Here is a 22,457-nt window from a genome sequence, read left to right on the forward strand (position 1 = left end):
TTGGCTGAACGGGACATGTGGCACCATAGAATTTTATTAGTGGGTGGTTAATAACACCATTTGGATCTTCAATTGGGGTAAGTATTTAATGAAAACTTTTACAGCCAAACTAGAAACTATAAAACGTAACTGGTATATTGTGGACGGTAAAGGAAAAACACTTGGCCGTCTTGCGACCTTCTTGGCGCATCGGCTGCGTGGCAAGCATAAAACAGAATATACGCCACATGTAGATACCGGTGATTATCTTATTGTACTGAACGCTAACAAAGTATGTGTTACTGGCAATAAACGTAATGATAAAATCTACTATCACTACACTGGTCACGTCGGTGGTATCAAAGAAGTAACTTTTGACAAGATGATGGCTAAAAGTCCTGAACGTATACTGGAAATAGCCATTAAGGGCATGCTACCAAAAGGTCCATTGGGTCGTACTATGTTACGTAAACTGAAAGTTTACGCCGGTCACGAACACAAACATGCAGCACAGCAACCGCAAGTGCTAGAAATTTAATTAGGATTATCAACAATGGTTGTAAATCAATATTACGGTACTGGTCGCCGTAAAAGCGCTTCCGCCCGCGTATTTATTAAGGCTGGTTGCGGTAATATCGTTATTAATCAGTGTAGGTTAGATCAGTACTTTGGTCGAAAAACTGCCCGCATGGTTGTTTGTCAGCCGCTGGAACTAGTTGATATGGTGAATAACCTTGATCTGTACATCACTGTTAAAGGTGGTGGTATATCAGGTCAGGCAGGAGCCATTCGCCACGGTATTACTCGTGCGTTGATGAAATATGATGAAAATTTACGCACCAGTTTGCTCAAAGCAGGTTTTGTTACGCGTGATGCCCGTCAGGTGGAACGTAAGAAAGTTGGTCTGCGTAAAGCACGTCGGCAGCCGCAATTTTCTAAACGTTAGTTATATCTATTGTATTGACGTTGAAAGTACGTACTCAACCATGGTTTTTTTTGTTTACTGCTTTCTTAATTAAAGAAACTTTATTATTCTTACACAACTTTGTTGTGTTGCCATTGTTCATGACACTAATACCCCTAACCTATACCACATTTAACCCAGCTAACTACTGGCAACAGGTCAAGAAGTAGTTGTCAATAACTAATAATGTTGTAATCAATCAGCTCTGTGTATTTATTGTGTAGCAGTTGCGCAGCTGCAGTAGTTTATTTTGCACGGTGCTTGATGCGTGCGCTGCTTCTATGTTATTTGCCTGCCTAAGGATTCCATATAAAAGCAAAAAAAACAGCTGACTGCGTTCAGTGTTACCAAATCATTAATTTATCACTTACTCAACAAATAATACCATTATAGCTACTTTTAGCTATGCCAATCCGTTTCTCGTAAAACCATTTCCTCTTTTTACTTTGTGTGCGTAAAATCAGGTGGACGCTTATTTAGTGAACAGGATTTTTCGTCCATATGACAATATTTTATACAATAATCAACTGGCTATTGCTTTTCTGCTATTGGTTATTGATGGCTGGCGTCACCTTACGGGTCATTCTGAAACGTCGCTCTGTGCCAGCTGCCATGGCTTGGTTATTGGTAATATATATTCTACCGCTGGGAGGGATTATTACTTATTTGTTATTTGGCGAACTAAACCTTGGTAAACGCCGAATCGAACGTAGTAAGGCTCTTTGGCCATCAACCACCAAATGGATTAGAAACATGAAAGTATGTTGTCGCATGTTCGCCAGTGAAACTAGCGAAGTAGCTCGTTCTCTATTTCTACTGTGCGAAAAACGGCAAGGTATTGGTGGCTTGAAAGGCAATAAAATACAACTGTTAACCAGCACCGATGATGTGCTACATGCCTTGATTCGTGATATATATATTACCCAAAATAATATTGAAATGGTATTTTATATTTGGCAGATAGGTGGTCTAGTAGACCAGGTAGCTGAAGCTTTAATGACGGCGGCGCGGCGCGGCGTGCGCTGCCGTTTAATGCTAGATTCTGCTGGCAGCGTGGAATTTTTCCGTAGTCCTTACCCTATGATGATGCGTGCTGCCGGCGTTAATATCATGGAAGCATTACAAGTAAGCATCCTGCGCATGTTTATGCGCCGCATGGATTTGCGACAGCATCGTAAAATGGTGCTGCTTGACAACTATATCGCCTACACTGGTAGCATGAATATGGCAGATCCGCGTTTTTTTAAACAGGAAGCTGGAGTTGGCCAGTGGATCGATATTATGGCGCGTATGGAAGGACCAGTGGCTATCGCTATGGGCATTATTTTCTCCTGCGATTGGGAAATAGAGACAGGAGAACGCATTCTCCCATCTATTCCCGATGTCAATATCATCCCTGTTGAACAATCCTCAGGACATACCATTCAAGTAATCGCCTCAGGGCCAGGTTTTCCCGATGGTGTGATTCATCAGGCCTTGCTTACTTCTATTTATGCAGCGCGCGAGCAATTAGTTATAACAACGCCTTATCTTGTGCCCAGTGATGATTTACTCCACGCTATTTGTACCGCGGCGCAGCGGGGTGTAGAAGTACATATTATTATTCCGCGCCATAACGATTCAATACTGGTAGGTTGGGCTAGCAGAGCCGTTTTCGCAGAGCTACTTGAAGCCGGCGTATTCATACACCAGTTCGAGGGCGGCTTGCTGCATACAAAAAGTGTTTTAATCGATTGCCAGTTGAGTTTGGTGGGGACGGTAAATCTCGATATGCGTAGCTTGTGGCTAAACTTTGAAATTACACTGGTAATCGATGACAACGAGTTTGGTCGCTCTCTTGCTAGAGTACAAGAAGATTATATTGCCAGATCAAGGCTTATCGATACCATCATCTGGTCTAAACGTCCTTACTGGCAGCGTATTATCGAGCGGCTGTTCTACTTTTTCAGTCCATTGTTATAATGTACTTTGTCAGATAGCATGTTAGGTTTGCTATGACTCTTGTATTGTTACGGTTAGAATTCTAGTGCAGTCTTTCTCTGATGCGTGCTGCCTTACCGGTACATTGGCGCAGGTAATATAGTTTGGCCTTCCTAACTGCGCCACGACGTGTCACATTAATACTGTAGATTACTGGCGAATGCGTCTGGAAAACACGCTCAACGCCTTCGCCATTGGCTATTTTGCGAAGAGTGAATGCAGAATGTAGACCACCGTTACGAATAGCGATAACCACGCCCTCGAATGCTTGTAGACGTTTTTTGCTGCCTTCAACAACCCACACTTTGACTTCTACCGAATCACCTGGTCGGAAAGAAGGTATGTCTTGCTTCATCTGTTCTTGTTCAATTTGCTTAATAATGTTGCTCATAATTGTTCTTTGGCCCCAACTAGCCATCAATGTTTCGGCATAGAATGAGAATGATATTCTCGCTGGAATTCTGTTAGCAGCATTGCTTGCTCATTAGTCAGAGCTAGACTTTCCAGTAGTTCAGGTCTGCTCAGCCAGGTACGGCCCAATGATTGTTGCATACGCCAGCGACGAATCTCAGCATGATTACCCGACAGCAAAACTGGCGGCACCTTAATATTATCAAATACTTCAGGACGAGTATAGTTAGGAAATTCCAGCAGCCCATCGGCAAATGAGTCCTCAGCCGCGGAGGACTTATGTCCCAGCACGCCGGGAATAAACCTGGCTACTGTGTCAATTAACACCATCGCTGCTAGTTCACCACCGCTTAGGACATAATCACCCATAGACCATGTTTCATCAATCGTTGTGGTGATTAAACGTTCATCAATACCTTCATAACGGCCGCAAACCAAAATGATATTTGGTTGAGCGGCCAACTCTTTCACGCCTTGTTGATTGAGTTTACGACCTTGCGGAGAAAGATAAATAACCTTTGCTGTTGCTGTTCCAGCTCCCTGGTTTTGGGCCGCATTAATCGCCTTTCTTAAGGGCTGTGCCATCATCAGCATACCAGCTCCTCCGCCGTAAGGACGATCGTCAATAGTACGATGCCGGTCATGGGTAAATTCACGCGGACTCCAATATTGCAACTGCAGTTGGCCATTCTTTACTGCCCGGCCAGTCACCCCGTAATCAGTAATTGCTTGAAACATCTTGGGAAACAGACTAATAATACCAATCCACATTTTACTACGTCCAGCTTATGCTGGTATCACCAGCTTCATGATCAGCAATCACACTCTTGGGTCCCAGTTAGCTTCAATCAATTTGGAAGCAAGATCGACGTTTTGAATTACCGGTCCGACGATGAACGGAATCAATCGTTCACGAAGGCCAAAGGCATCTTTTAAGTTGGCTGTTACAACCAGAACATCGTTTGCCCCAGTTTCTATTAAATCAATTACGTCTCCCAGCTTATAACCACCGACAGTTAAAACTTGGCACCTAAGAAGGTCTTTCCAGTAGTATTTGCCGTTGTCTAATTTTGGCCATTGCGCAGCATCAACGCAGATTTCACAATTAGTCAAAAGCCGCGCCGCTTCCCGGTTTTCAACGTCTCTGACCTTGATTATTAGGTCCTGATAGTGGCGCTTCCAGTTTTCCAGCAAGATCATCTGCCACTCACCTGCTATCTTTATGAACCAGGGTTGGTAATCAAAAATTTTTTCTGTTTCTTCAGTGGAAGAACACAATCTAAGCCAGCCGCGTATGCTATACGATGAGCCCATTTTGCCTACCACTACCGGTTCAACTGGTTCTGTAATGCAGTTTTTTTTGTTCATTTTTTTTACACTAGAAAGGATTATGATGATCCTGCTTGTTTTGCTTCTTTGATCAGCGCGGACACACGGTCAGAAACTTTGGCCCCCTGGTTAACCCAATGTTTAATACGATCAAAATCGAAACACAATCCGTCAGCCTTACCAGTAGCCGTCGGGTTGAAAAACCCAATACGTTCAATGAAACGACCGTCTCGCGCATTGCGGCTATTGGTTACTATTATCTGATAAAATGGGCGTTTTTTAGCGCCACCACGTGCCAACCTAATTTTTACCATAATCTTCTCTAGAATGAATAAAATTTACTAAAACTATCAGTTTTATAGGCAAAACAACAATTAAAAATTAACAACCATGGAAATCATGCGGCATTATACCCTTTCCTTCATTTGACGCATAATATTCGCTATACCGCCTTTTTTCATTGTGCTAATTATGTCTAACTGCTTCAGCAAGCGATTGACATCATTAACCTGCATGCCAGAGCCAGCGGCAATACGTAGTTTGCGCGAGCTGTTGATGATTTCTGGACATACGCGTTCTTTAGCGGTCATAGAATTAATGAGAGCCTCCATGTGCAATATCACTTTATCGTCCATCTGCGACTGTACTTGTGCTGGCAGTTGGCAGAAGCCTGGTAACTTACTCATCAGACTGGCTATGCCGCCCATATTGCGCAGATGCTTGATTTGAACTAGCAAATCAGTTAAATCAAAACTGTCGCCTTTGTTAAGCTGATTGGTAAGTTTGTTCGCCTGTTCTCGTTTGATCTCTCTTTCTAGATCCTCGATTATTGACAAAACATCACCCATACCTAGTATCTGCCCGGCTAGTCGATTGGGATAAAATGGCTCAAGTGCGTCCATTTTTTCACCTACTCCCATGAATTTGATCTGTTTACCAGTTATATGCCGTATTGAAAGAGCAGCGCCACCACGTGCATCGCCATCAACCTTTGTCAGGATTACTCCGGTCAGCGGTAAAGTTTGATTAAAGTTTTGGGCGGTATGGGCGGCGTCCTGCCCTGTCATAGCGTCAACTACAAAAATAGTTTCTATTGGTTGGATATCTGCGTGAATAGCGATAATTTCCGCCATCATGGTTTCATCCACTGGCAGACAGCCGGCGGTGTCAACCAGAAGTACATCATAAAATAACCGTTTGGCTTGATTTAGCGCCAGATGAACAATATCGAGCGGTGTTTGTGCTATATCGTCGGATGAAAAAAAATCAACTCCTACCTTATGTGCCAAGGTTTCCAGCTGCTTGATAGCAGCTGGTCGATAAACGTCTGCGGATACCACCAGTACTTGTTTCTTCTGTTGTTCGCGCAGATAGTTGCCTAACTTACCAACGCTTGTGGTTTTTCCTACCCCTGGCAACCCAGCAAGCATTACCACTGCTGGCGGCGGTACCCCTACTAAATTTAGTGCATTGTTTGCTTCTCCCAGAGCTTTCACCAGTTCTGCGCGGACGATCTTGACGAATCCCTGCCCTGGAGTAAATCTTTTATTGACTGCCTGCCCAAGCGCGTTCTCTTTTACCCGACTGATGAAATCTCGTATCACCGGTAGTGCCACATCAGCTTCTAGCAACGCCATGCGTATTTCGCGCACAGTATCCTTTATATTTGCTTCAGTCAAACGTCCTCTGCCACTGATATTACGCAACGTGCGTGATAATCTATCGGTTAAATGGTCAAACATATTTTTTTCGACACCTGGTTTCTGGTCGCGCGCACGACATTAGTACAATTAATATTAGTATAACATTAAGTTGGCAGGAATAACTATAGTCCTGATAATAATAGTTGGATTCAGAGTGGGATCATGGTGCGCTGATAAAAAGTCATACGCCGCAGGAGGATAAGTAGTGATGGCTTAATGCGGTAAGGAAAAGCGACATTGGCACATTTATCAGTACACTTATTGCTAGTGCTGCGCTGAATACGTTCTTATGTTTTTCTGCTATGCCGCCTACTAGTATTTTACTTTTACCTTGAACATACCTTACTTAGTTAGCTAAGGTGACGATACAGCATGAGTAATCGTATGCTGTTGGCAATGGCAGTAGTTTTTCTGTAAGTTATTAACTTTAGATAGATAGAGGCGCGATTCTGCCGACGGATGCTGCGTCGACAACGTTTGATAAACTTGTTCTGGCTGCATACCATTGATTATCTGAAACGCCAGGTTTTGATTGCTTGCGAAGACCCGCAGCACACTACCAGCACCACCGTTATAGGCTGTTATAACTGCATATCGTCGCGACATGGGATTGACAATCCCACCTAAATAGCTTTTTTGTAGCATTGCTAGATAAGCCGTACCGGTATCAATATTATTTCCCGGGTTTAACAGATAGCTGCGGCTTGGCTGGCCACGTTTGCCCTTCATTTTAAACACGTCGCGTCCTGCGCTGTGCTGTACCACCTGCATGAGACCCAAGGCGTCGGCATTACTCACAGCATAGGGGTTAAAGCTAGATTCTGTTTGCATTATCGCCAGGATCAGCGACTGATCAACACCATATTGCTGCGAGGCTTTACGCACTATCCCCCGGTATTTATTTGAGCGTTTGTCCACATGATTTAGCATTAGTGGAATGGTAACTGACCACTTTTGCCGCAGGCCATTGGTGCTGGTTTTTAGCCTGGTTTGCAGCATATAATCGGCAAAAGTGGCGGCTCGCCACTTTATGCGAATCGGCTGGCCGTCGTTATCCAGCATCTGCCCATAGATGAAAGGCTTTTGACTGCTAGGAATCACTTCCGCATCCGAGTAAAAATCTATGCTAACTGGATCATTCCCCATCAAAATGGTGTTAACAATTGCTTGGCGCAGATACTTGCCAGGGTTGTCGCCCACAATGGTTTCAATGGTGATAGCACCAGTATCAAATTTTATTTGGTAGCGGGTTTCGTAATGATCGGTGTATTTAACATAATCTTTCGTCCCAGCAATTAGCACTTCATTCATACCCCATAGAGTTGTTATGTTATGGGCAAATTGGTTCATGACCATATTAAAACCATTGGTGTTTTTTCTTTCGCATTCGATGTTTTCTTTACCGTGGGTGTATGATGTTAATAAGTTAGTAATGGTAATAATAATTAATAAAGGCCATATTTTTTTCATGTTACATAAATGCGGTTAACTAGTTCGGTAGGATACATTTGGTAATATTGTCCTTCTGCTTCATGCTTTTTTTATATAAGTATATAAGTATAAGTACTGTTTTGTATTTAGGCTGCCGCAGGTATATACACCATAATAATGCCAACAGACATTATCATCTAATAGTTTTTTAGCATTAGTTATTAGTTGCGTGCGCCCACAGTAACGATTGACGCTTGCTTCTTAACATTACACAGGCTATAAATTATTGCAATTATGCTATTTACCTGTTTGCTAAACGGCACTAGCTTTGCATAATGCTTGTTTGCAAACTATTGAGCATGGCGGAACTTTATGCATCATCCGTTCATTTCAACTGAATTAGATACAGATACACATAAAACAGCGCGGGGGCGGATTCGTAGTTTTGTTAGGCGTAAGGGTCGTCTTACCAAAAGGCAACAGCAGGCGTTAGATACGCTTTGGCCAGCGATGGGAACAAACTATCAGGCGCAGCCGCTCAATCTAGATGTGCTGTTCGGCCGTTCAATGCCGGTCACGATGGATATTGGGTTTGGTATGGGAGCATCTCTGGTTAACATGGCGGCGTCGCATCCAGAACAGCATTTTCTAGGGATTGAGGTTTACTTACCTGGCGTCGGTGCTTGTCTTGCCAGCGCACAGGAAGCTGGTATAAGCAATCTGCGCGTAATATATCACGATGTAGTGGAAGTGCTGGAACAGATGATTCCGGATATGTCTCTTGCACTGGTGCAGTTGTTTTTCCCTGATCCCTGGCATAAAGCGCGGCATAATAAACGACGCATTATACAGTCACAGTTTGTCGATCTGGTAGGACGTAAGCTGTCTAACACCGGTGTTTTTCATATGGCTACTGACTGGCAACCTTATGCTGAACATATGTTGGCAGTCATGTCCGAGGCGGAATTTTTCCGTAACCTTTCTGCCACCGGGGACTATGTTCCACGGCCGGCGGCTCGCCCGTTTACCCATTTTGAACAGCGCGGTAAGCGACTCGGTCATGGTGTGTGGGATTTAATGTTTGAAAAAATACTGATCTGAGCAACATGCATGTTGTACAAACACCGTCATGCGTTATTGATGAATGACAGTCTGGTAGGATCAGACAGTAGTACTACTATACCGTTCAGGATGAAAATCGGCCTGGCAACATGTGCGGCCAAAAAATAGCATAACAGTGTGTCTAACAAACGGCTCTTGTCCCACCCAAGCATCTTAACTTCATACCGCTACACTAGATTACATGGAGAAAGATATAGCGGTATGAATAACGTTTAGTTAGAATATAACCTTCCTGATATTGATTTGTCTGTGCACGCGTTGACTCATAAAAAAAAATCTATAGTAAACCAAAAAGCCAGTTACCCAGGTCACATAAGAATTATCGGCGGGTACTGGCGCGGTCGTACCATACCAGTACTTGACAGGCAGTATCTACGCCCAACTACCAATATCGCCCGGGAAACTCTGTTCAATTGGCTGGCACCAGTTATCCAGGACGCGCAATGCCTGGATTGTTTCACCGGTAGCGGTGCGTTAGGTCTGGAAGCGCTGTCTCGCGGTGCGGCTAGCGTTACGTTTCTGGAACAAGATCGTGCGGTTAGTGCGCAACTAAAGAAGAATTTGCGGGTATTGCAGACGCAGCAAGCGCTGGTTATCACTGTAGACAGCTTGCGTTGGCTGGCGCAACCTGGCAACGTTTTTGATGTGGTTTTTATTGATCCACCCTTCCTCCCAGGCATGATAACTGCCACAGTGGCCATACTGGAGCAGTATCAGCGTCTGGCCGACGAAGCCTGGATTTACATGGAAACCGCAACAGAAGAACCTACACCAGCAGTACCGACATCTTGGCAACTCTATCGGGAAAAGTTTACGTTGCAAGTAGCGTACCGGCTATATCGGTATAGCCGTCACGTTACGCTTGAGAAATAATAATACTATTACTTACTTCGTACCCAACATGATTATCAATCATGTAATCATTATTACTTGATTGAGTGTACCGCATATGCATCGGTGTGAGCACAGGTATATTCCAGCGCACTCATTCACTATCAGTTAGTGAATAATGCTAAAGCAAATATTCTTATTAAGAGGTATTAAATGAAACGTGCGGTGATTACCGGCCTGGGGATTTTATCAAGTATCGGTAACGACCAAACAGAAGTTTTGGCCTCGTTGCAACAAGGTTGCTCCGGGATTACCTTTTCCCAAGAATTTAAAAATTCTGGCATGCGCAGCCATGTGTGGGGCAATGTCAAACTAGATACTACCAAGTTGATTGATCGCAAAATGGCGCGCTTTATGAGTGATGCATCTATCTACGCCTTTCTGTCCATGGAGCAGGCGATAGAAGATGCCTGCTTGCCACCCGACATAGTTTCTAACGATCGTACCGGACTTATCGTGGGATCAGGCGGGGGATCGCCACGCAATCAGGTGGCCGGATCCGACGGCATGCGCGCCCGTGGTCTACGCGGCGTGGGACCCTATATGGTCACTAAATCTATGGCATCCGGCGTTTCTGCATGCCTAGCAACGTCTTTCAAAATTCGCGGTATTAATTATTCAATTAGCTCTGCCTGTTCTACATCCGCGCATTGTATTGGTAATGCAATGGAAATAGTCCAGCTTGGTAAACAAGATGTGGTATTCGCGGGCGGTGGTGAAGAACTTTGCTGGGAAATGGCATGTGAATTCGATGCTATGGGTGCGTTATCAACCCACTACAATGAAACGCCAGGGAAAGCTTCACGTACTTATGATGTTAATCGCGACGGTTTTGTTATCAGCGGTGGCGGCGGCATTGTGGTAGTGGAAGAGCTGGAACATGCCCTGGCCAGAGGCTCCCATATTTATGCCGAAATCATCGGTTATGGCGCAACCTCCGATGGCGCAGACATGGTAGCGCCTTCCGGCGAAGGCGCTACCCGCTGTATGCGTATGGCTCTAAACAATGTCAATACTCCTGTTGAGTATCTTAATGTTCATGGCACATCCACTCCAGTTGGCGACGTAAAAGAACTGTTGGCAATCCGTACAACCTTCTGCGGCCAGCAACCAGCATTATCATCTACCAAAGCGATGACTGGTCACGCGCTAGGGGCAGCAGGAGTGCACGAAACGATCTTTACTTTACTGATGCTAGAGCATAATTTCATTGCACCGAGTATTAATATTGAACAGCTGGATCCGCAGGCAGAAGGGATGAACGTTATTACCGAGCTAACCCAGCGTAAATTGACCACTGTTATGAGCAACAGTTTTGGTTTTGGTGGCACTAACGCAACACTGGTCATGCGGAAATACTTCTAAGCTTATGAAGCTTATGCAAACAAGCTTGCTAATTTCCAGCCGAGTTATTTTGATTTGCATCCATTCAGTGGGATTCCTAACGCTAGGCTGCTTGGCGAAATTTATTGTCGGATATATCAGCCATTTCACCAGCGATTTTCTTCCATACCCATTACCACCCATGCTCTGTGTTCTTAATAAGTACTGCGACGGAGCAGTGGACAATTTTTAGATCTTGTCTCGTGTTTATGCCTTGTAAACCTGGTGAAAATAACCGTGCTCTTCGATGGATACTTATGTCTATGGCCAGCAGCAAAGCGTTTAGAACTATATTTTGCGTAACAGTGTTATTCTAGCCATATCGTCGGCGTTATTATTGTATAACCTGAGCGTTCGGGAGATTATTTATAGCTGGGGTTGTAAGCTGGTTAGTATCGGTGATTATTACCATTGGTAATGTATCATCAGTGCGCAGCGTCATAATTTCACAGCCATTATCAGTTACAACGATCGTATGTTCGTACTGCGCTGACAGACTGCGATCTTTAGTTTTTACAGTCCAACCGTCTGGCATAGTGCGTATGCGGTAGTCGCCAGCGTTGACCATTGGCTCAATGGTCAACGCCATGCCAGGCTGCAACACCACACCGCCGTCTTCGGCATCATAATGTAATACCTGCGGCTCTTCATGAAAGTTTATTCCGATCCCGTGGCCGCAATACTCACGTACTACGGAGAAACGTTCGGCTTCAACGAACGTTTGAATCGTTTTACCGATGGTGCGCAGGCGGATACCAGGCCTGACCATGCGGATAGCCCGATACAGACTTTCTTTGGTCACACGGCACAGCCTTTCGCCGATAATGGTTGGTTTGCCAACAATAAACATTTTTGATGTATCGCCGTGAAAGCCATCTTTGATGACTGTGACGTCAATATTCACAATGTCGCCATCTTTCAGGGTTTTTTTATGGCTTGGAATGCCATGGCAAACTACTTCATTCACTGAAATACAAACCGATTTAGGAAAACCGCGGTAGCCTAACGATGCAGAAACAGCATGCCGCCTGGTAATATGTTGGTAGCACAACAGATCCAGTTCGCCGGTACTGACGCCGGGTTTAATGTGATTTTCAATCATTTCCAGCACCTCTGCTGCCAGCCGGCCGGAAACTCGCATGTGAGCGATCTCGTCTGATGTTTTAATATAAATGGCCATAATAGTCCGCAATCGGCGTTCAGTTCAATGATATTATCATACAGTATTAATAGTATCAGTTCGATCCGATACTGCCACATGCTAAATGCTAATTTATGCCAAGCTAGTCAAATATTTGGTGGAGTACGAGCGTGCTTTATGGTATAAAGCGCACCGAAGATAGGTATCAGCTTGTGTGTTGTTAAGCTACGTGAATTCTTTCAAGAAGAAACTAAATTGTGTTATCATAATAAACACGTATCGGCACATAGTATCGGCAGGAGTGCGTTGACCACCATTAATAGGTCAGCTAGCTGTATAGGAGGATACGTGGAGGCATAATCCCAACATAACCCAAATTTACTTATATAGAGGTTTATAATGGCAACTGTTTCCATGCATGACCTGCTCCAGGCAGGTGTCCATTTTGGTCACCAAACCCGTTACTGGAATCCAAAAATGAAGCCTTTCATCTTTGGTGCTCGTAACAACGTTCACATTATCAATCTCGACAAAACCGTAGCAATGTTTAACGAAGCCCTAGCCGAGATAAACAAGATCGCAGCACGCAAAGGCAAAATTCTTTTTGTCGGGACCAAGCGCGCCGCCAGCGAATCAGTCAAAGCAGCAGCTAAAAACTGCGATCAATTCTTTGTCAACTATCGTTGGTTAGGTGGCATGTTGACGAACTGGAAAACTGTTCGTCAATCCATTAAACGTTTAAAAGACCTAGAAGTACAGTCTCAGGACGGTACGCTTGAGCAGATGACTAAGAAAGAGGCATTGATGCGTACTCGTGAACTGGGTAAGCTAGAAAATAGCCTAGGCGGTATCAAAGATATGGGCGGTCTGCCGGACGCGCTGTTTGTTATAGATGCGGAACACGAACACATAGCTATAAAAGAAGCTAATAATCTGGGCATTCCTGTATTCGCTATAGTTGATACTAACTCCGACCCTGCTGGCATTGGCTTCATTATTCCTGGTAATGACGACGCTATCCGAGCAATTAACCTGTATCTTACCGTAGTTGCAACCACCGTTGGCGAAGGCCGGCATAATATGGCGGCACAATCTAGAGAAATACTTCTATAAACTTAAACTAACAACATAATAACTTAAGGTATTAATCACATTGACCATTAGTTAGTGGCTGTATTCAGGTATGATTTCCCCTGTCTACAACACGGAATAATAATAATGAGGAACAGATGATATGGCTGATATTACCGCTGCCCTGGTTAAAGCACTGCGTGAACGTACCGGCGCCGGTATGATGGAATGCAAGACAGCCCTCGTTGAAGCGCAGGGCGATATCGAGCTAGCTATCAACAAAATGTATAATTCAGGCAAGGTAAAAGCTGCCAATAAAGCGGGAAGAATTGCTGCCGAAGGCCTAATACTGACCAACATTGCGCCGCACGGCAAATACGGTGTCATCATTGAGCTAAACTGTGAAACTGATTTCGTTGCTAAAGACAAATTATTTAGTAACTTTGGTGCTGCGGTCATCACTGCGGCGCTGAATGAACGTATTGATGCTCTTGATTTGCTGAAGGATAAATTTGAAGACCAGCGCATCGCGCTGGTGTCAAAAATGGGTGAAAATATTAATATCCGTCGCTTGGGCATTATGGAAGGAAACAGACTTGGTTCTTACTTGCACTATGCGCGCATTGGTGTCATAGTTGCAGCTACTGGCGCGAATGACGAATTGATAAAGCACATTGCCATGCATATTGCCGCTAGCAAACCGGAATATATCAACACGGACGATATACCGGCTGATGTAGTAGCCCGTGAGCATCAAAGCAAGCTAGAAACAGCTATTCATGCCGGCAAAACGCGTGAAATAGCCGAGAAAATAGCTGCAGGTATGATACGTAAGTTCACTGGGGAGATTTCCCTGACTGACCAGCACTTTGTTATGGATCCTAGCAAAACCGTCGGCCAGCTGTTAGAAGAACAAGGTGCTACAGTAAAAAGCTTTATACGTTTTGAGTTGGGTGAAGGCATTCATTGAAACAGCAAAAGTTGATTTCGCAGCCGAAGTTTCTGCCATGGGTCAGCAGCTTTATAAATGCAATAGTAGATCGATCACATGGCAACCAACAAAAAACCCCTTAATCAGCGCATCCTGCTTACTACATCGTGCTCCTGGCCCAGTGCGTGAACGAACTGGAACTGGTGATCCTGGTTGGTGTGGTTATCGGTGGCGGCAACAGTAATAATATATGATGATATGATTGAGCCTAGCAAACACGGTCCACCCGGATCACTCAGTCTAAAGGATTCGTAATTTGATGCACGCAATATGCAAAGATACTGATATACGCATGGAAAAATGTGTCGAAGCGTTCAAAAACCACATCAGTAAAGTACGCACAGGACGTGCTTCTCCGAGCCTGCTTGACGGTCTTCAGATAGAATATTATGGTACTCTCACACCACTGCGCCAGTTGGCCAATGTTATTGCCGAAGATTCCCGTACTTTGGCTATCAATGTTTTTGACCGCATTTTGATCCCAGCGGTAGAAAAAGCTATTCTGTCCTCAGATCTAGGGCTAAACCCCTCGGTTGTCGGTACGATCATTCGTGTACCGCTGCCCCCGCTTACCGAAGATCGCCGCCGTGATATGATAAAAGCCGTGCGCGCTGAGGCAGAACAAGGCAGGGTGTCCGTGCGCAATATTCGTCGTGATGCCAACGACAAAGTGAAGACGCTGTTAAAAAATAAAACCATCAGTGAAGATGAAGAACGCCGTTCGCAAGAAGATATTCAAACAATTACCGATGCATGGATCAAAAAACTAGATAGCGCCCTCGAGAAAAAAGAACATGAATTAATGGACATTTAATGATTAATGATGCGCTGCCGGACAGCACATAGTATAGCAAGATGCGTGCATGTGACTTAATCTAGATATAGCTGCAGCCATTGCCGTGCCGACCAATGCAGACAACGTTTGAGCGCTGGTAGTCAGTAAATATTGCCCATATCATATATTGCTGCCTGCCCATGCGACCAGGTCGCAGTTACTTCTACTTCAGGCCCACCTGGAAAAATTGATTCGTTAACTTTAGGCGCGCGGTATCCTCAATCGACAATCACTACCGATTTTGACTTTAACCATTTACAAACTACTAAACTAAACCTGCCTGATTCAATAAAATTAGAACATAGTAGTACATGATCATGCCATGGTTGATTCTGCTTAGGTTACGCCGCTGCTTCCTCGGCAACCGGAAGCGGCCAATTATATTTATGCCTCCAACTAGCAGCGATAGCTAGCGCGGACAAAACCGACAATGTTATGCGTTTGATAGTGATTCCCATGCAAGATAAACCGCACGTAACTTCCAGTCTAGGCGCTGGGAATGGCTCGCCAAAGTTGTTGCTTGTAAATTATATTCGTCGCAACGGCTGATTTGTTCGATAACTCGCAACATGATATAGTCGGCGCCAATTCTCCTGTCTGTAATGAAGTAAGTACAGCTTAATACAATTGAAATGAGTTACTTGCCGTGGTAACACTTTGGTATTCCTATCATCGTTATGAACTAAGTAGGCGTGATGTCGTCAAAAAATCAGCAACAACTAATAGAGTTACCTCACTCCTCACCACGCCATGTGGCTATTATTATGGATGGCAACGGTCGATGGGCTACAAACCGTGGGCAATTACGTATATTTGGACACCAAGCAGGCTTCAAGTCGGTTCGCCGCGCGGTTAGCTTTGCCGCTAACCATCATTTTGAAGCATTGACGCTGTATGCTTTCAGCAGCGAAAACTGGAAGCGCCCCAGCAAAGAAGTTTCTGCGCTGCTGGAGCTTTTTATGCTGGCGTTAGATAGCGAAGTAAAAAGCCTCCACAGACATAATGTCCGTCTGCGTATTATCGGCGATACTTCGTGCTTCGGTCTGCGCTTGCAGGAAGGCATTCGTCGCTCAGAGACACTAACCTGTAATAACGACGGTTTAACTCTAAATATTGCTGCGAATTATGGTGGACGTTGGGATATCATCCAGGGAGTCAGGCAACTAGCTACCAGAGTGCAAGAGGGGAGATTGCGTCCCGATCAGATCGAGGAAGACACCCTATGCCAGGTGGTGTGTGTGAACGAGCTGGCACCAGTAGATCTGGTTATTCGCACTGGCGGAGAACATCGTATTAGTAATTTCTTGCTATGGCAAATTGCCTATGCAGAATTATTTTTTACTGATGTATTATGGCCAGATTTTGACGATTCTGTTTTTGAAATGGCGCTGACTTCTTTTGCCCAACGCGAACGGCGCTTCGGTGGAACAGCACCGAATTACAGCTAATTTAGTTCTGGATAACGGCTGCCATAAGCAGCATAGGCAATCGTGTAGTCTGTAGTCCCACTCGATGTAGTTTAATGAGTATCATTAATGGTATGTTTATCAGGTCGCTTTTAGTTGGGTGGATGGTGGATGTAAGTGCTGATAATCAGCATAGCTTGGCCGGAGTAACAAGATGGACCATTAATTTGATCACAACATGCAAACTGATTTTTACCAAATTTAGCTACCTTGCTGAACCATGAGCAATGGTAATGTTGGATGTAAGATTTCGCTTGCTTACTGTCTTAAAATAGATAAAAAATGAAAAAGTTGCTCATCGCAACGCTATTGCTTAGCAGTGCTGCTGTATCTAGGGCAGATGAGTTCTTAGTGAAGGATATTAATTTCGACGGACTACAACGGGTAACCATCGGTACGGCGTTACTAAGTATGCTAATTCGTGTCGGCGACACTGTTACTAATGCAGATATTGGCAATACTATACGTGCTCTCTTCGCTACTGGAAACTTTGATGATGTCCAGGTACGGCGTGACGTAGATTCACTAGTCGTGCTGGTTAAGGAGCGTCAGACTATCGCAAGCATTACCTTTTCCGGTAACAAGTTAGTGACGGATAATATGCTCAAGCAAAACTTGTCTGCCCAAGGCGTCCGGGTAGGAGAATTACTTGATCGTACCATGATTGCCAATATTGAAAAAGGACTAGAAGAGTTTTATTACAGTAACGGCAAATACAGCGCTACTGTCAAGTTAGTAGTAGCTACTCTGCCACGCAATCGTATTAATCTGCAACTAGTTGTTAACGAAGGTATCTCGGCCAAGATTAAGCAAATCAATATTGTCGGTAATTCTGTATTCACCACCGATGAGCTGATTTCTAGCTTCCAGCTACGTGATGGAGTGCCGTGGTTGCAGGTAGTGGGAACTCGTAGATACCAAAAACAAAAGTTGTCAGTGGACCTAGAAACACTGCGCCACTTATATCTTGATCACGGTTATGCCCGTTTCAAGATTGAATCTACGCAGGTCAGTTTGACGCCAGATAAAACTAGCCTATACATTACAATAAACATTAACGAAGGCGCGCAATATCAGCTGTCTAATGCGGTTGTCAATGGCAATATAACCTACTCTAACGAAATAGAGCAGTTATACAAGTTTAAGGTAGGTGAACTGTACAACGACACTAAGATCACCAATACTGAGAAGGATATTAAGCAATTGCTTAGTTGTTACGGTTATGTCCATCCCATTGTGGCAATACTACCGGAAATAAATGAATCGGATAAAAAGATTAAGCTACACATCAGCGTTGACATAGGTAACCGGTTCTATGTCCGCTACGTGCGCTTTGAAGGCAACGCTCTTACTAAGGATTCCGTGCTACGCCGTGAAATAAACCAGATAGAACATGCTTGGCTTAGCAGCAATTTAGTCAATCAGGGTAAAGAACGTCTCTATCGTTTAGGCTACTTTAAAAACGTGGATATCGAAATGCAGTACGTGCCAGGTTCACAGTACCTTGTAGACGTGGTCTACAAGGTTCAAGAAAATAATACCGGCAGCATCAATTTCGGCATTGGACTCGGGACCGAGAGCGGCGTTAGCTGCCAGTTTGGCATCCAACAGGATAACTGGTTGGGAACAGGTAACTCATTTTTCTTGCGTGGCACTAAGAACGACTCTCAGACCTACGTTGAGCTGTCGATGACTAATCCATACAGCGGGCGTGATGGCGTCGTCAGTATAGGCGGCAAGAGCTTCTACAATCATTTTCACGCTGATGACGCATATCTGGCGGACTATGACCTGCGCAGCTATGGCGTTGGCACCACGCTGGGTGTACCAATTAGCGTAAACCATTCGCTTTATTTTGGGCTGGACTACGTCCATGAAGATCTTACTAAGATGGAGCCACAAGTAACAATGTGGCGTTATCTAAACAGCATTGGCATCACTCCTAGAGTGATAGCTACGAACCAGGCGGACAGTGATGCCGATTTTAGCGTAGATGATTTTTTCTTCTCTATCAATTTGAGCTACAACAATCTTGACCGTTGCTATTTTCCTACCAACGGTTATCGTACCAACCTGACCGGTAAGGTAACATTACCCGGTTCTGATAACAAATATTACAAAATTACTTTTGACGCTAGTCAATATCTTCCTATCATAGCCAGTGGTAACTTGGTACTTCTGGGCCGCGCCCGTGCTGGTTACGCCGCTGCTCTGAACGGCAAGGCTGTACCATTCTACGAAAACTTCTATGCCGGCGGTGCCAATACTGTGCGCGGTTTTCGTTCTAATACCATTAGTCCGAAAGCGGCGTATTATAAGGGCCATCGCGGCAATAACCTTTATAGTAACTGTCCAGTGGATAACTCGCGCGACGCCGTTGGTGGCAATGCGCTGGCCATAGCCAGCGCTGAGCTAATCGTACCTACGCCATTATTGAGCAATAAATATACCAACTCAGTGCGTACCTCGCTGTTTATTGATAGCGGTACCGTGTGGGATACCGACTGGCAAAATACCAGCACGACTAGCGTAGCTAATATTCCAGACTACAGTGATCCCTGTAAGATACGTATTTCCAGCGGTATCGCCCTGCAGTGGATTTCGCCGCTGGGGCCGCTGGTGTTTTCCTATGCGCAGTTAGTAAAAAAATACGAAGGAGATAAGTCAGAGCAGTTCCAGTTTAATATCGGCAAAACGTGGTAATATCACATGATGTGATATGATAGCTAGAAGCAGGGTGACAGCGTTATTGACTTATGGTTCTATCTATTGCGTAAAACAGATTTTTTCACTGTCCTCTGCTCTGGCATTATAATAAACAGCAACAAACAATGAGTGGCTAAAGAGGATTTTATAGTGAAAAAGTGGTTGTTATCTGCCGCGGTCCTGGATTTATTACTTGCCACTTTTGCCTTTGCGCAAGCTAACGATAAAATTGCTGTAGTTAACGTATCCAGCATTTTTCAGCAGTCTCCGCATCGTGCAATAGTTGCTAACAAGCTTGAAAATGAATTCAAGGGCCGTGCTAACGAACTTCGGTCTATGGAACGCGATCTGCAGACAAAGATGCAACGTTTGCAGCGTGAAGTTGCTACCATGAAAGCCAGCGAGCGAAGCTCACTGGAGCAATTGGTTATGGCGCAGCGCGAAACTTTCGCTAACAAAGCGCAAGAGTTTGAGCAGGATAACCGTCGTCGCCAGACGGAAGAACGCAACAAAATTCTTAGTTATATCCAGAATGCGGTGAAAATTGTTGCCACCAATAAAGGCTATGATGTAGTGATAGATGCTGACGCTGTCGCGTATGCCAGCAACGCTAAAGATATCACTGCTGACGTTCTCAAACAGGTGAAGTGATGTATGCAATTCGACTGGCTGATTTAGCACATCAGTTGGAGGCACAATTGCATGGTGATGGCGAAATTATCATTACCAGCATTGCTTCTATAGGTAGCGCGCAAGCTGGCCAGATTACGTTTCTCTCAGAGAAACGCTTTCGTGAAAAACTATCTTTCTGTCAGGCGTCTGCGGTGGTACTCACCGCAGAAAGTCTGCCTTTATGCAACTGCGCCTCACTAGTTGTTAGTAACCCTTACCTAACTTATGCTCGCATGGCTCAGCTTATGGACACCACACCTAAACCAGCCGAGGAGGATATTGGTGTTGGCGCGGTAGTTGCGTCAGACGCAATCCTTGGACAGAGGGTAGCAGTGGGCGCCAATGCAGTTGTAGAATCCGGCGTATTGCTGGGTAATGATGTTATAATCGGTCCTGGCTGTGTTATAGGTAAGAATACCCGTGTTGGCGCCAGCACGCGCTTATGGGCTAACGTTACCGTATATCACGACACTATCATCGGCAAGCGTTGCCTGATCCAAGCAGGCACTGTTATAGGCGCCGATGGTTTTGGTTATGCCAACGATTGCGGTAACTGGATCAAAATACCGCAGATGGGCCGCGTCATTATAGGCGATCGGGTTGAAATCGGCGCCTGCACTACTATCGATCGCGGCGCACTGGACGATACCATAATCGGCAACGGCGTGATTATTGATAATAAGTGTCATATTGCACATAACGTTATTATTGGTGACAATACAGCTGTCGCTGGCGGTGTTATCATGGCAGGTAGTCTGACTATCGGAAGCGGCTGCATGATCGGCGGCGCTAGCGTCATTAATGGTAACATTACCATTTGCGATCAAGCCACAGTGACAGGCATGAGTATGGTTATGCGTCCGATAACTAAACCAGGCGTATATTCATCTGGAATCCCGTTGCAACCAAATAAAGATTGGCGCAAAACTGCAACGTTAGTGATGAATATCAGTGCTATTAGCAAGCGTATGAAAGCCATCGAGCGAAAATTAGCAACAATAATTGCTGCTCCTACTACCACTAGTAGAGGATAAGGCAGGCCGGGCAACGTTGCCCGGTGGTGCTGCGGTGAGCCACAATGACTATAGGCTTATTTTGTCCTGACGGAAGAACGTATGGTTAATTATAGGTCTTTTCAAGGCAGGAAGAGTATTTTCACTATTGACACTCATAATATTGAATAGATATTAGAACTGTTACCCCATCGCTTTCCGTTTCTATTGGTTGACAGCGTGCTGGATTTCAAGCACGAAAAAATTTCTTAGGGCGGTAAAAAATGTTTCCTGTAATGAACCTTTTTCCCAGGGTAATTTCCCAGGAAAAACCATTTTCCCCGGCGTACTGATATTGGAAGCTATGGCGCAGGCGACCGGCATGCTATCAGCGCTGGTAAGCTTGAGCCGGGTGAACTGTATTATTTTGCTGCCATTGATGAAGCCCGTTTTAAGCGTCCGGTTCAGCCAGGCGATCAGATGATACTAGAAGTTGAATTTATTAAAGAACGGCGCGGCATCGCTCGCTTCAAAGGTATTGCCACAGTTGATGGCGAAGTTGCTTGCGATGTTCGCCCGTCGCCGGGAGGCCTGCATCAATGATTGATCAATCTGCTTTTATACATCCTAGCGCCATCGTTGAGGATGGTGCGATTATCCACACCGGCGTGCATATTGGCCCATTCTGCATTATTGGACCGCAGGTAAAAATTGGTGCGCGCACAGTACTTAAGTCCCACGTGGTGTTGAACGGCATTACCAACATAGGTGAAGATAACCATATTTATCAGTTCGCTTCCATTGGTGAAGTTAATCAGGATCTGAAATATGCCGGGGAGATGACGCGGGTCGAAATCGGTCATCGAAACCTTATTCGGGAAAGCGTGACCATTCATCGTGGCACAATACAAGGTGGAGAAATAACGCGAGTTGGTAGCGACAATTTATTGATGGTTAATACCCATATTGCCCACGCCTGCACTGTGGGTGATCACTGTATCATGGCCAATAACGTCACTCTTGGTGGCAATGTAACGGTGGATGATTACGCCATTATCGGTGGTATGACCGCGGTGCATCAATTCTGTGTCATTGGCTCCCACGTCATGGTCGGCGGCTGTTCCGGTGTGGCCCAGGATATACCACCTTTTGTCATCGCCCAGGGTAATCACGCAACACCGTTCGGCCTAAATATTAAAGGGCTGGAGCGCCGTAGTTTTGCGCGCACAGAGATACGCGCAATATGCGCCGCCTATAAAATGATTTACCGCAGTGGTAAAACCTTAGAAGAAATAAAACCGGCGCTAAAAGCGCTAGCGCAGGAGCATCAGGTAGTTAACACCTTCCTTGAATTTATATCGCGCTCACAGCGCGGTATCATCCGCTGATC

General features: G+C 44.9%; 20 protein-coding genes and 2 pseudogenes. 15 read left to right on the forward strand and 7 right to left on the reverse strand.

Annotated features, from left to right (window positions below; genetic code table 11):
* The first annotated feature begins 88 nt into the window (after window positions 1–88).
* The 3 genes from rplM to cls all read left to right on the forward strand — a co-directional run bounded on the left by rplM (window position 89) and on the right by cls (window position 2,905).
* A complete protein-coding gene (rplM, locus tag MEPCIT_RS01595) occupies window positions 89–517 on the forward strand; it encodes a 50S ribosomal protein L13 (protein WP_013975698.1) in 429 nt (142 codons plus the stop codon).
* 15 nt (window positions 518–532) lie between these two features.
* Entirely contained in the window at window positions 533–925 is a 393-nt protein-coding gene (gene rpsI, locus MEPCIT_RS01600; RefSeq protein WP_013975699.1) for a 30S ribosomal protein S9, read from the forward strand.
* Between the two features lie 519 nt (window positions 926–1,444).
* A complete protein-coding gene (cls, locus tag MEPCIT_RS01605; RefSeq protein WP_013975700.1) occupies window positions 1,445–2,905 on the forward strand; it encodes a cardiolipin synthase in 1,461 nt (486 codons plus the stop codon).
* A gap of 61 nt (window positions 2,906–2,966) precedes the next feature.
* On the opposite strand, the gene rplS is transcribed toward cls, so the two are convergent.
* The 6 genes from rplS to mltC all read right to left on the reverse strand — a co-directional run bounded on the left by rplS (window position 2,967) and on the right by mltC (window position 7,836).
* The gene (gene rplS, locus MEPCIT_RS01610; RefSeq protein WP_015580487.1) at window positions 2,967–3,314 is read right to left on the reverse strand and encodes a 50S ribosomal protein L19; all 348 of its coding nucleotides are present in this window, start codon (window positions 3,312–3,314) and stop codon (window positions 2,967–2,969) included.
* A gap of 26 nt (window positions 3,315–3,340) precedes the next feature.
* Window positions 3,341–4,105 carry a tRNA (guanosine(37)-N1)-methyltransferase TrmD gene (gene trmD / locus MEPCIT_RS01615; RefSeq protein WP_013975702.1) on the reverse strand — a complete coding sequence of 255 codons (765 nt, stop codon included), beginning with the start codon at window positions 4,103–4,105 and terminating at the stop codon, window positions 3,341–3,343.
* Window positions 4,106–4,153: 48 nt separating this feature from the next.
* Window positions 4,154–4,702 carry a ribosome maturation factor RimM gene (rimM, locus tag MEPCIT_RS01620; RefSeq protein WP_013975703.1) on the reverse strand — a complete coding sequence of 183 codons (549 nt, stop codon included), beginning with the start codon at window positions 4,700–4,702 and terminating at the stop codon, window positions 4,154–4,156.
* 20 nt (window positions 4,703–4,722) lie between these two features.
* On the reverse strand, window positions 4,723–4,977 hold the full coding sequence (rpsP, locus tag MEPCIT_RS01625; RefSeq protein WP_013975704.1) for a 30S ribosomal protein S16: 255 nt from the start codon (window positions 4,975–4,977) through the stop codon (window positions 4,723–4,725).
* A 93-nt stretch (window positions 4,978–5,070) separates the two neighbouring features.
* Window positions 5,071–6,405, reverse strand: coding sequence for a signal recognition particle protein (gene ffh / locus MEPCIT_RS01630; protein ID WP_013975705.1), 1,335 nt, complete (start codon window positions 6,403–6,405; stop codon window positions 5,071–5,073).
* 315 nt (window positions 6,406–6,720) lie between these two features.
* On the reverse strand, window positions 6,721–7,836 hold the full coding sequence (gene mltC, locus MEPCIT_RS01635; RefSeq protein ID WP_013975706.1) for a membrane-bound lytic murein transglycosylase MltC: 1,116 nt from the start codon (window positions 7,834–7,836) through the stop codon (window positions 6,721–6,723).
* A 333-nt stretch (window positions 7,837–8,169) separates the two neighbouring features.
* On the opposite strand from mltC, the gene trmB reads away from it, so the two are divergent.
* From trmB to fabB, 3 genes are all read left to right on the forward strand, one after another.
* The gene (gene trmB, locus MEPCIT_RS01640; RefSeq protein WP_013975707.1) at window positions 8,170–8,898 is read left to right on the forward strand and encodes a tRNA (guanosine(46)-N7)-methyltransferase TrmB; all 729 of its coding nucleotides are present in this window, start codon (window positions 8,170–8,172) and stop codon (window positions 8,896–8,898) included.
* Between the two features lie 270 nt (window positions 8,899–9,168).
* Window positions 9,169–9,792 carry a 16S rRNA (guanine(966)-N(2))-methyltransferase RsmD gene (gene rsmD / locus MEPCIT_RS01645; RefSeq protein ID WP_013975708.1) on the forward strand — a complete coding sequence of 208 codons (624 nt, stop codon included), beginning with the start codon at window positions 9,169–9,171 and terminating at the stop codon, window positions 9,790–9,792.
* 171 nt (window positions 9,793–9,963) lie between these two features.
* Window positions 9,964–11,175: a beta-ketoacyl-ACP synthase I gene (gene fabB / locus MEPCIT_RS01650; protein ID WP_013975709.1), complete on the forward strand. Its 1,212-nt coding sequence runs from the start codon at window positions 9,964–9,966 to the stop codon at window positions 11,173–11,175.
* Window positions 11,176–11,527: 352 nt separating this feature from the next.
* On the opposite strand, the gene map is transcribed toward fabB, so the two are convergent.
* Window positions 11,528–12,373, reverse strand: a complete 846-nt coding sequence (gene map, locus MEPCIT_RS01655) for a type I methionyl aminopeptidase (RefSeq protein ID WP_013975710.1) — start codon at window positions 12,371–12,373, stop codon at window positions 11,528–11,530.
* Window positions 12,374–12,733: 360 nt separating this feature from the next.
* On the opposite strand from map, the gene rpsB reads away from it, so the two are divergent.
* The 9 genes and pseudogenes from rpsB (at window position 12,734) to lpxA (ending at window position 22,455) form a co-directional block, all read left to right on the forward strand.
* Window positions 12,734–13,447 (forward strand): 30S ribosomal protein S2, encoded by a 714-nt coding sequence (gene rpsB / locus MEPCIT_RS01660; RefSeq protein WP_013975711.1) that lies wholly within the window; start codon window positions 12,734–12,736, stop codon window positions 13,445–13,447.
* A 121-nt stretch (window positions 13,448–13,568) separates the two neighbouring features.
* A pseudogene (tsf, locus tag MEPCIT_RS01665) lies at window positions 13,569–14,424 on the forward strand (translation elongation factor Ts); the annotation flags it as partial.
* 231 nt (window positions 14,425–14,655) lie between these two features.
* Window positions 14,656–15,210: a ribosome recycling factor gene (gene frr, locus MEPCIT_RS01670; RefSeq protein ID WP_013975713.1), complete on the forward strand. Its 555-nt coding sequence runs from the start codon at window positions 14,656–14,658 to the stop codon at window positions 15,208–15,210.
* A gap of 716 nt (window positions 15,211–15,926) precedes the next feature.
* Window positions 15,927–16,679 (forward strand): (2E,6E)-farnesyl-diphosphate-specific ditrans,polycis-undecaprenyl-diphosphate synthase, encoded by a 753-nt coding sequence (gene ispU / locus MEPCIT_RS01675; RefSeq protein ID WP_013975714.1) that lies wholly within the window; start codon window positions 15,927–15,929, stop codon window positions 16,677–16,679.
* Between the two features lie 300 nt (window positions 16,680–16,979).
* Entirely contained in the window at window positions 16,980–19,400 is a 2,421-nt protein-coding gene (bamA, locus tag MEPCIT_RS01680; protein ID WP_013975715.1) for an outer membrane protein assembly factor BamA, read from the forward strand.
* A 153-nt stretch (window positions 19,401–19,553) separates the two neighbouring features.
* Entirely contained in the window at window positions 19,554–20,054 is a 501-nt protein-coding gene (gene skp, locus MEPCIT_RS01685) for a molecular chaperone Skp (protein ID WP_013975716.1), read from the forward strand.
* Window positions 20,054–21,109, forward strand: coding sequence for a UDP-3-O-(3-hydroxymyristoyl)glucosamine N-acyltransferase (lpxD, locus tag MEPCIT_RS01690; RefSeq protein WP_013975717.1), 1,056 nt, complete (start codon window positions 20,054–20,056; stop codon window positions 21,107–21,109). Before skp ends, lpxD begins: the two co-directional genes overlap by 1 nt.
* Window positions 21,110–21,259: 150 nt before the next feature.
* A pseudogene (gene fabZ, locus MEPCIT_RS01695) lies at window positions 21,260–21,670 on the forward strand (3-hydroxyacyl-ACP dehydratase FabZ).
* Window positions 21,667–22,455: an acyl-ACP--UDP-N-acetylglucosamine O-acyltransferase gene (lpxA, locus tag MEPCIT_RS01700; protein WP_013975718.1), complete on the forward strand. Its 789-nt coding sequence runs from the start codon at window positions 21,667–21,669 to the stop codon at window positions 22,453–22,455. Before fabZ ends, lpxA begins: the two are co-directional and overlap by 4 nt.
* Window positions 22,456–22,457: the final 2 nt, after the last annotated feature.

Source organism: Candidatus Moranella endobia PCIT (assembly GCF_000219175.1).
GTDB classification, from domain to species: Bacteria; Pseudomonadota; Gammaproteobacteria; order Enterobacterales; family Enterobacteriaceae; genus Moranella; species Moranella endobia.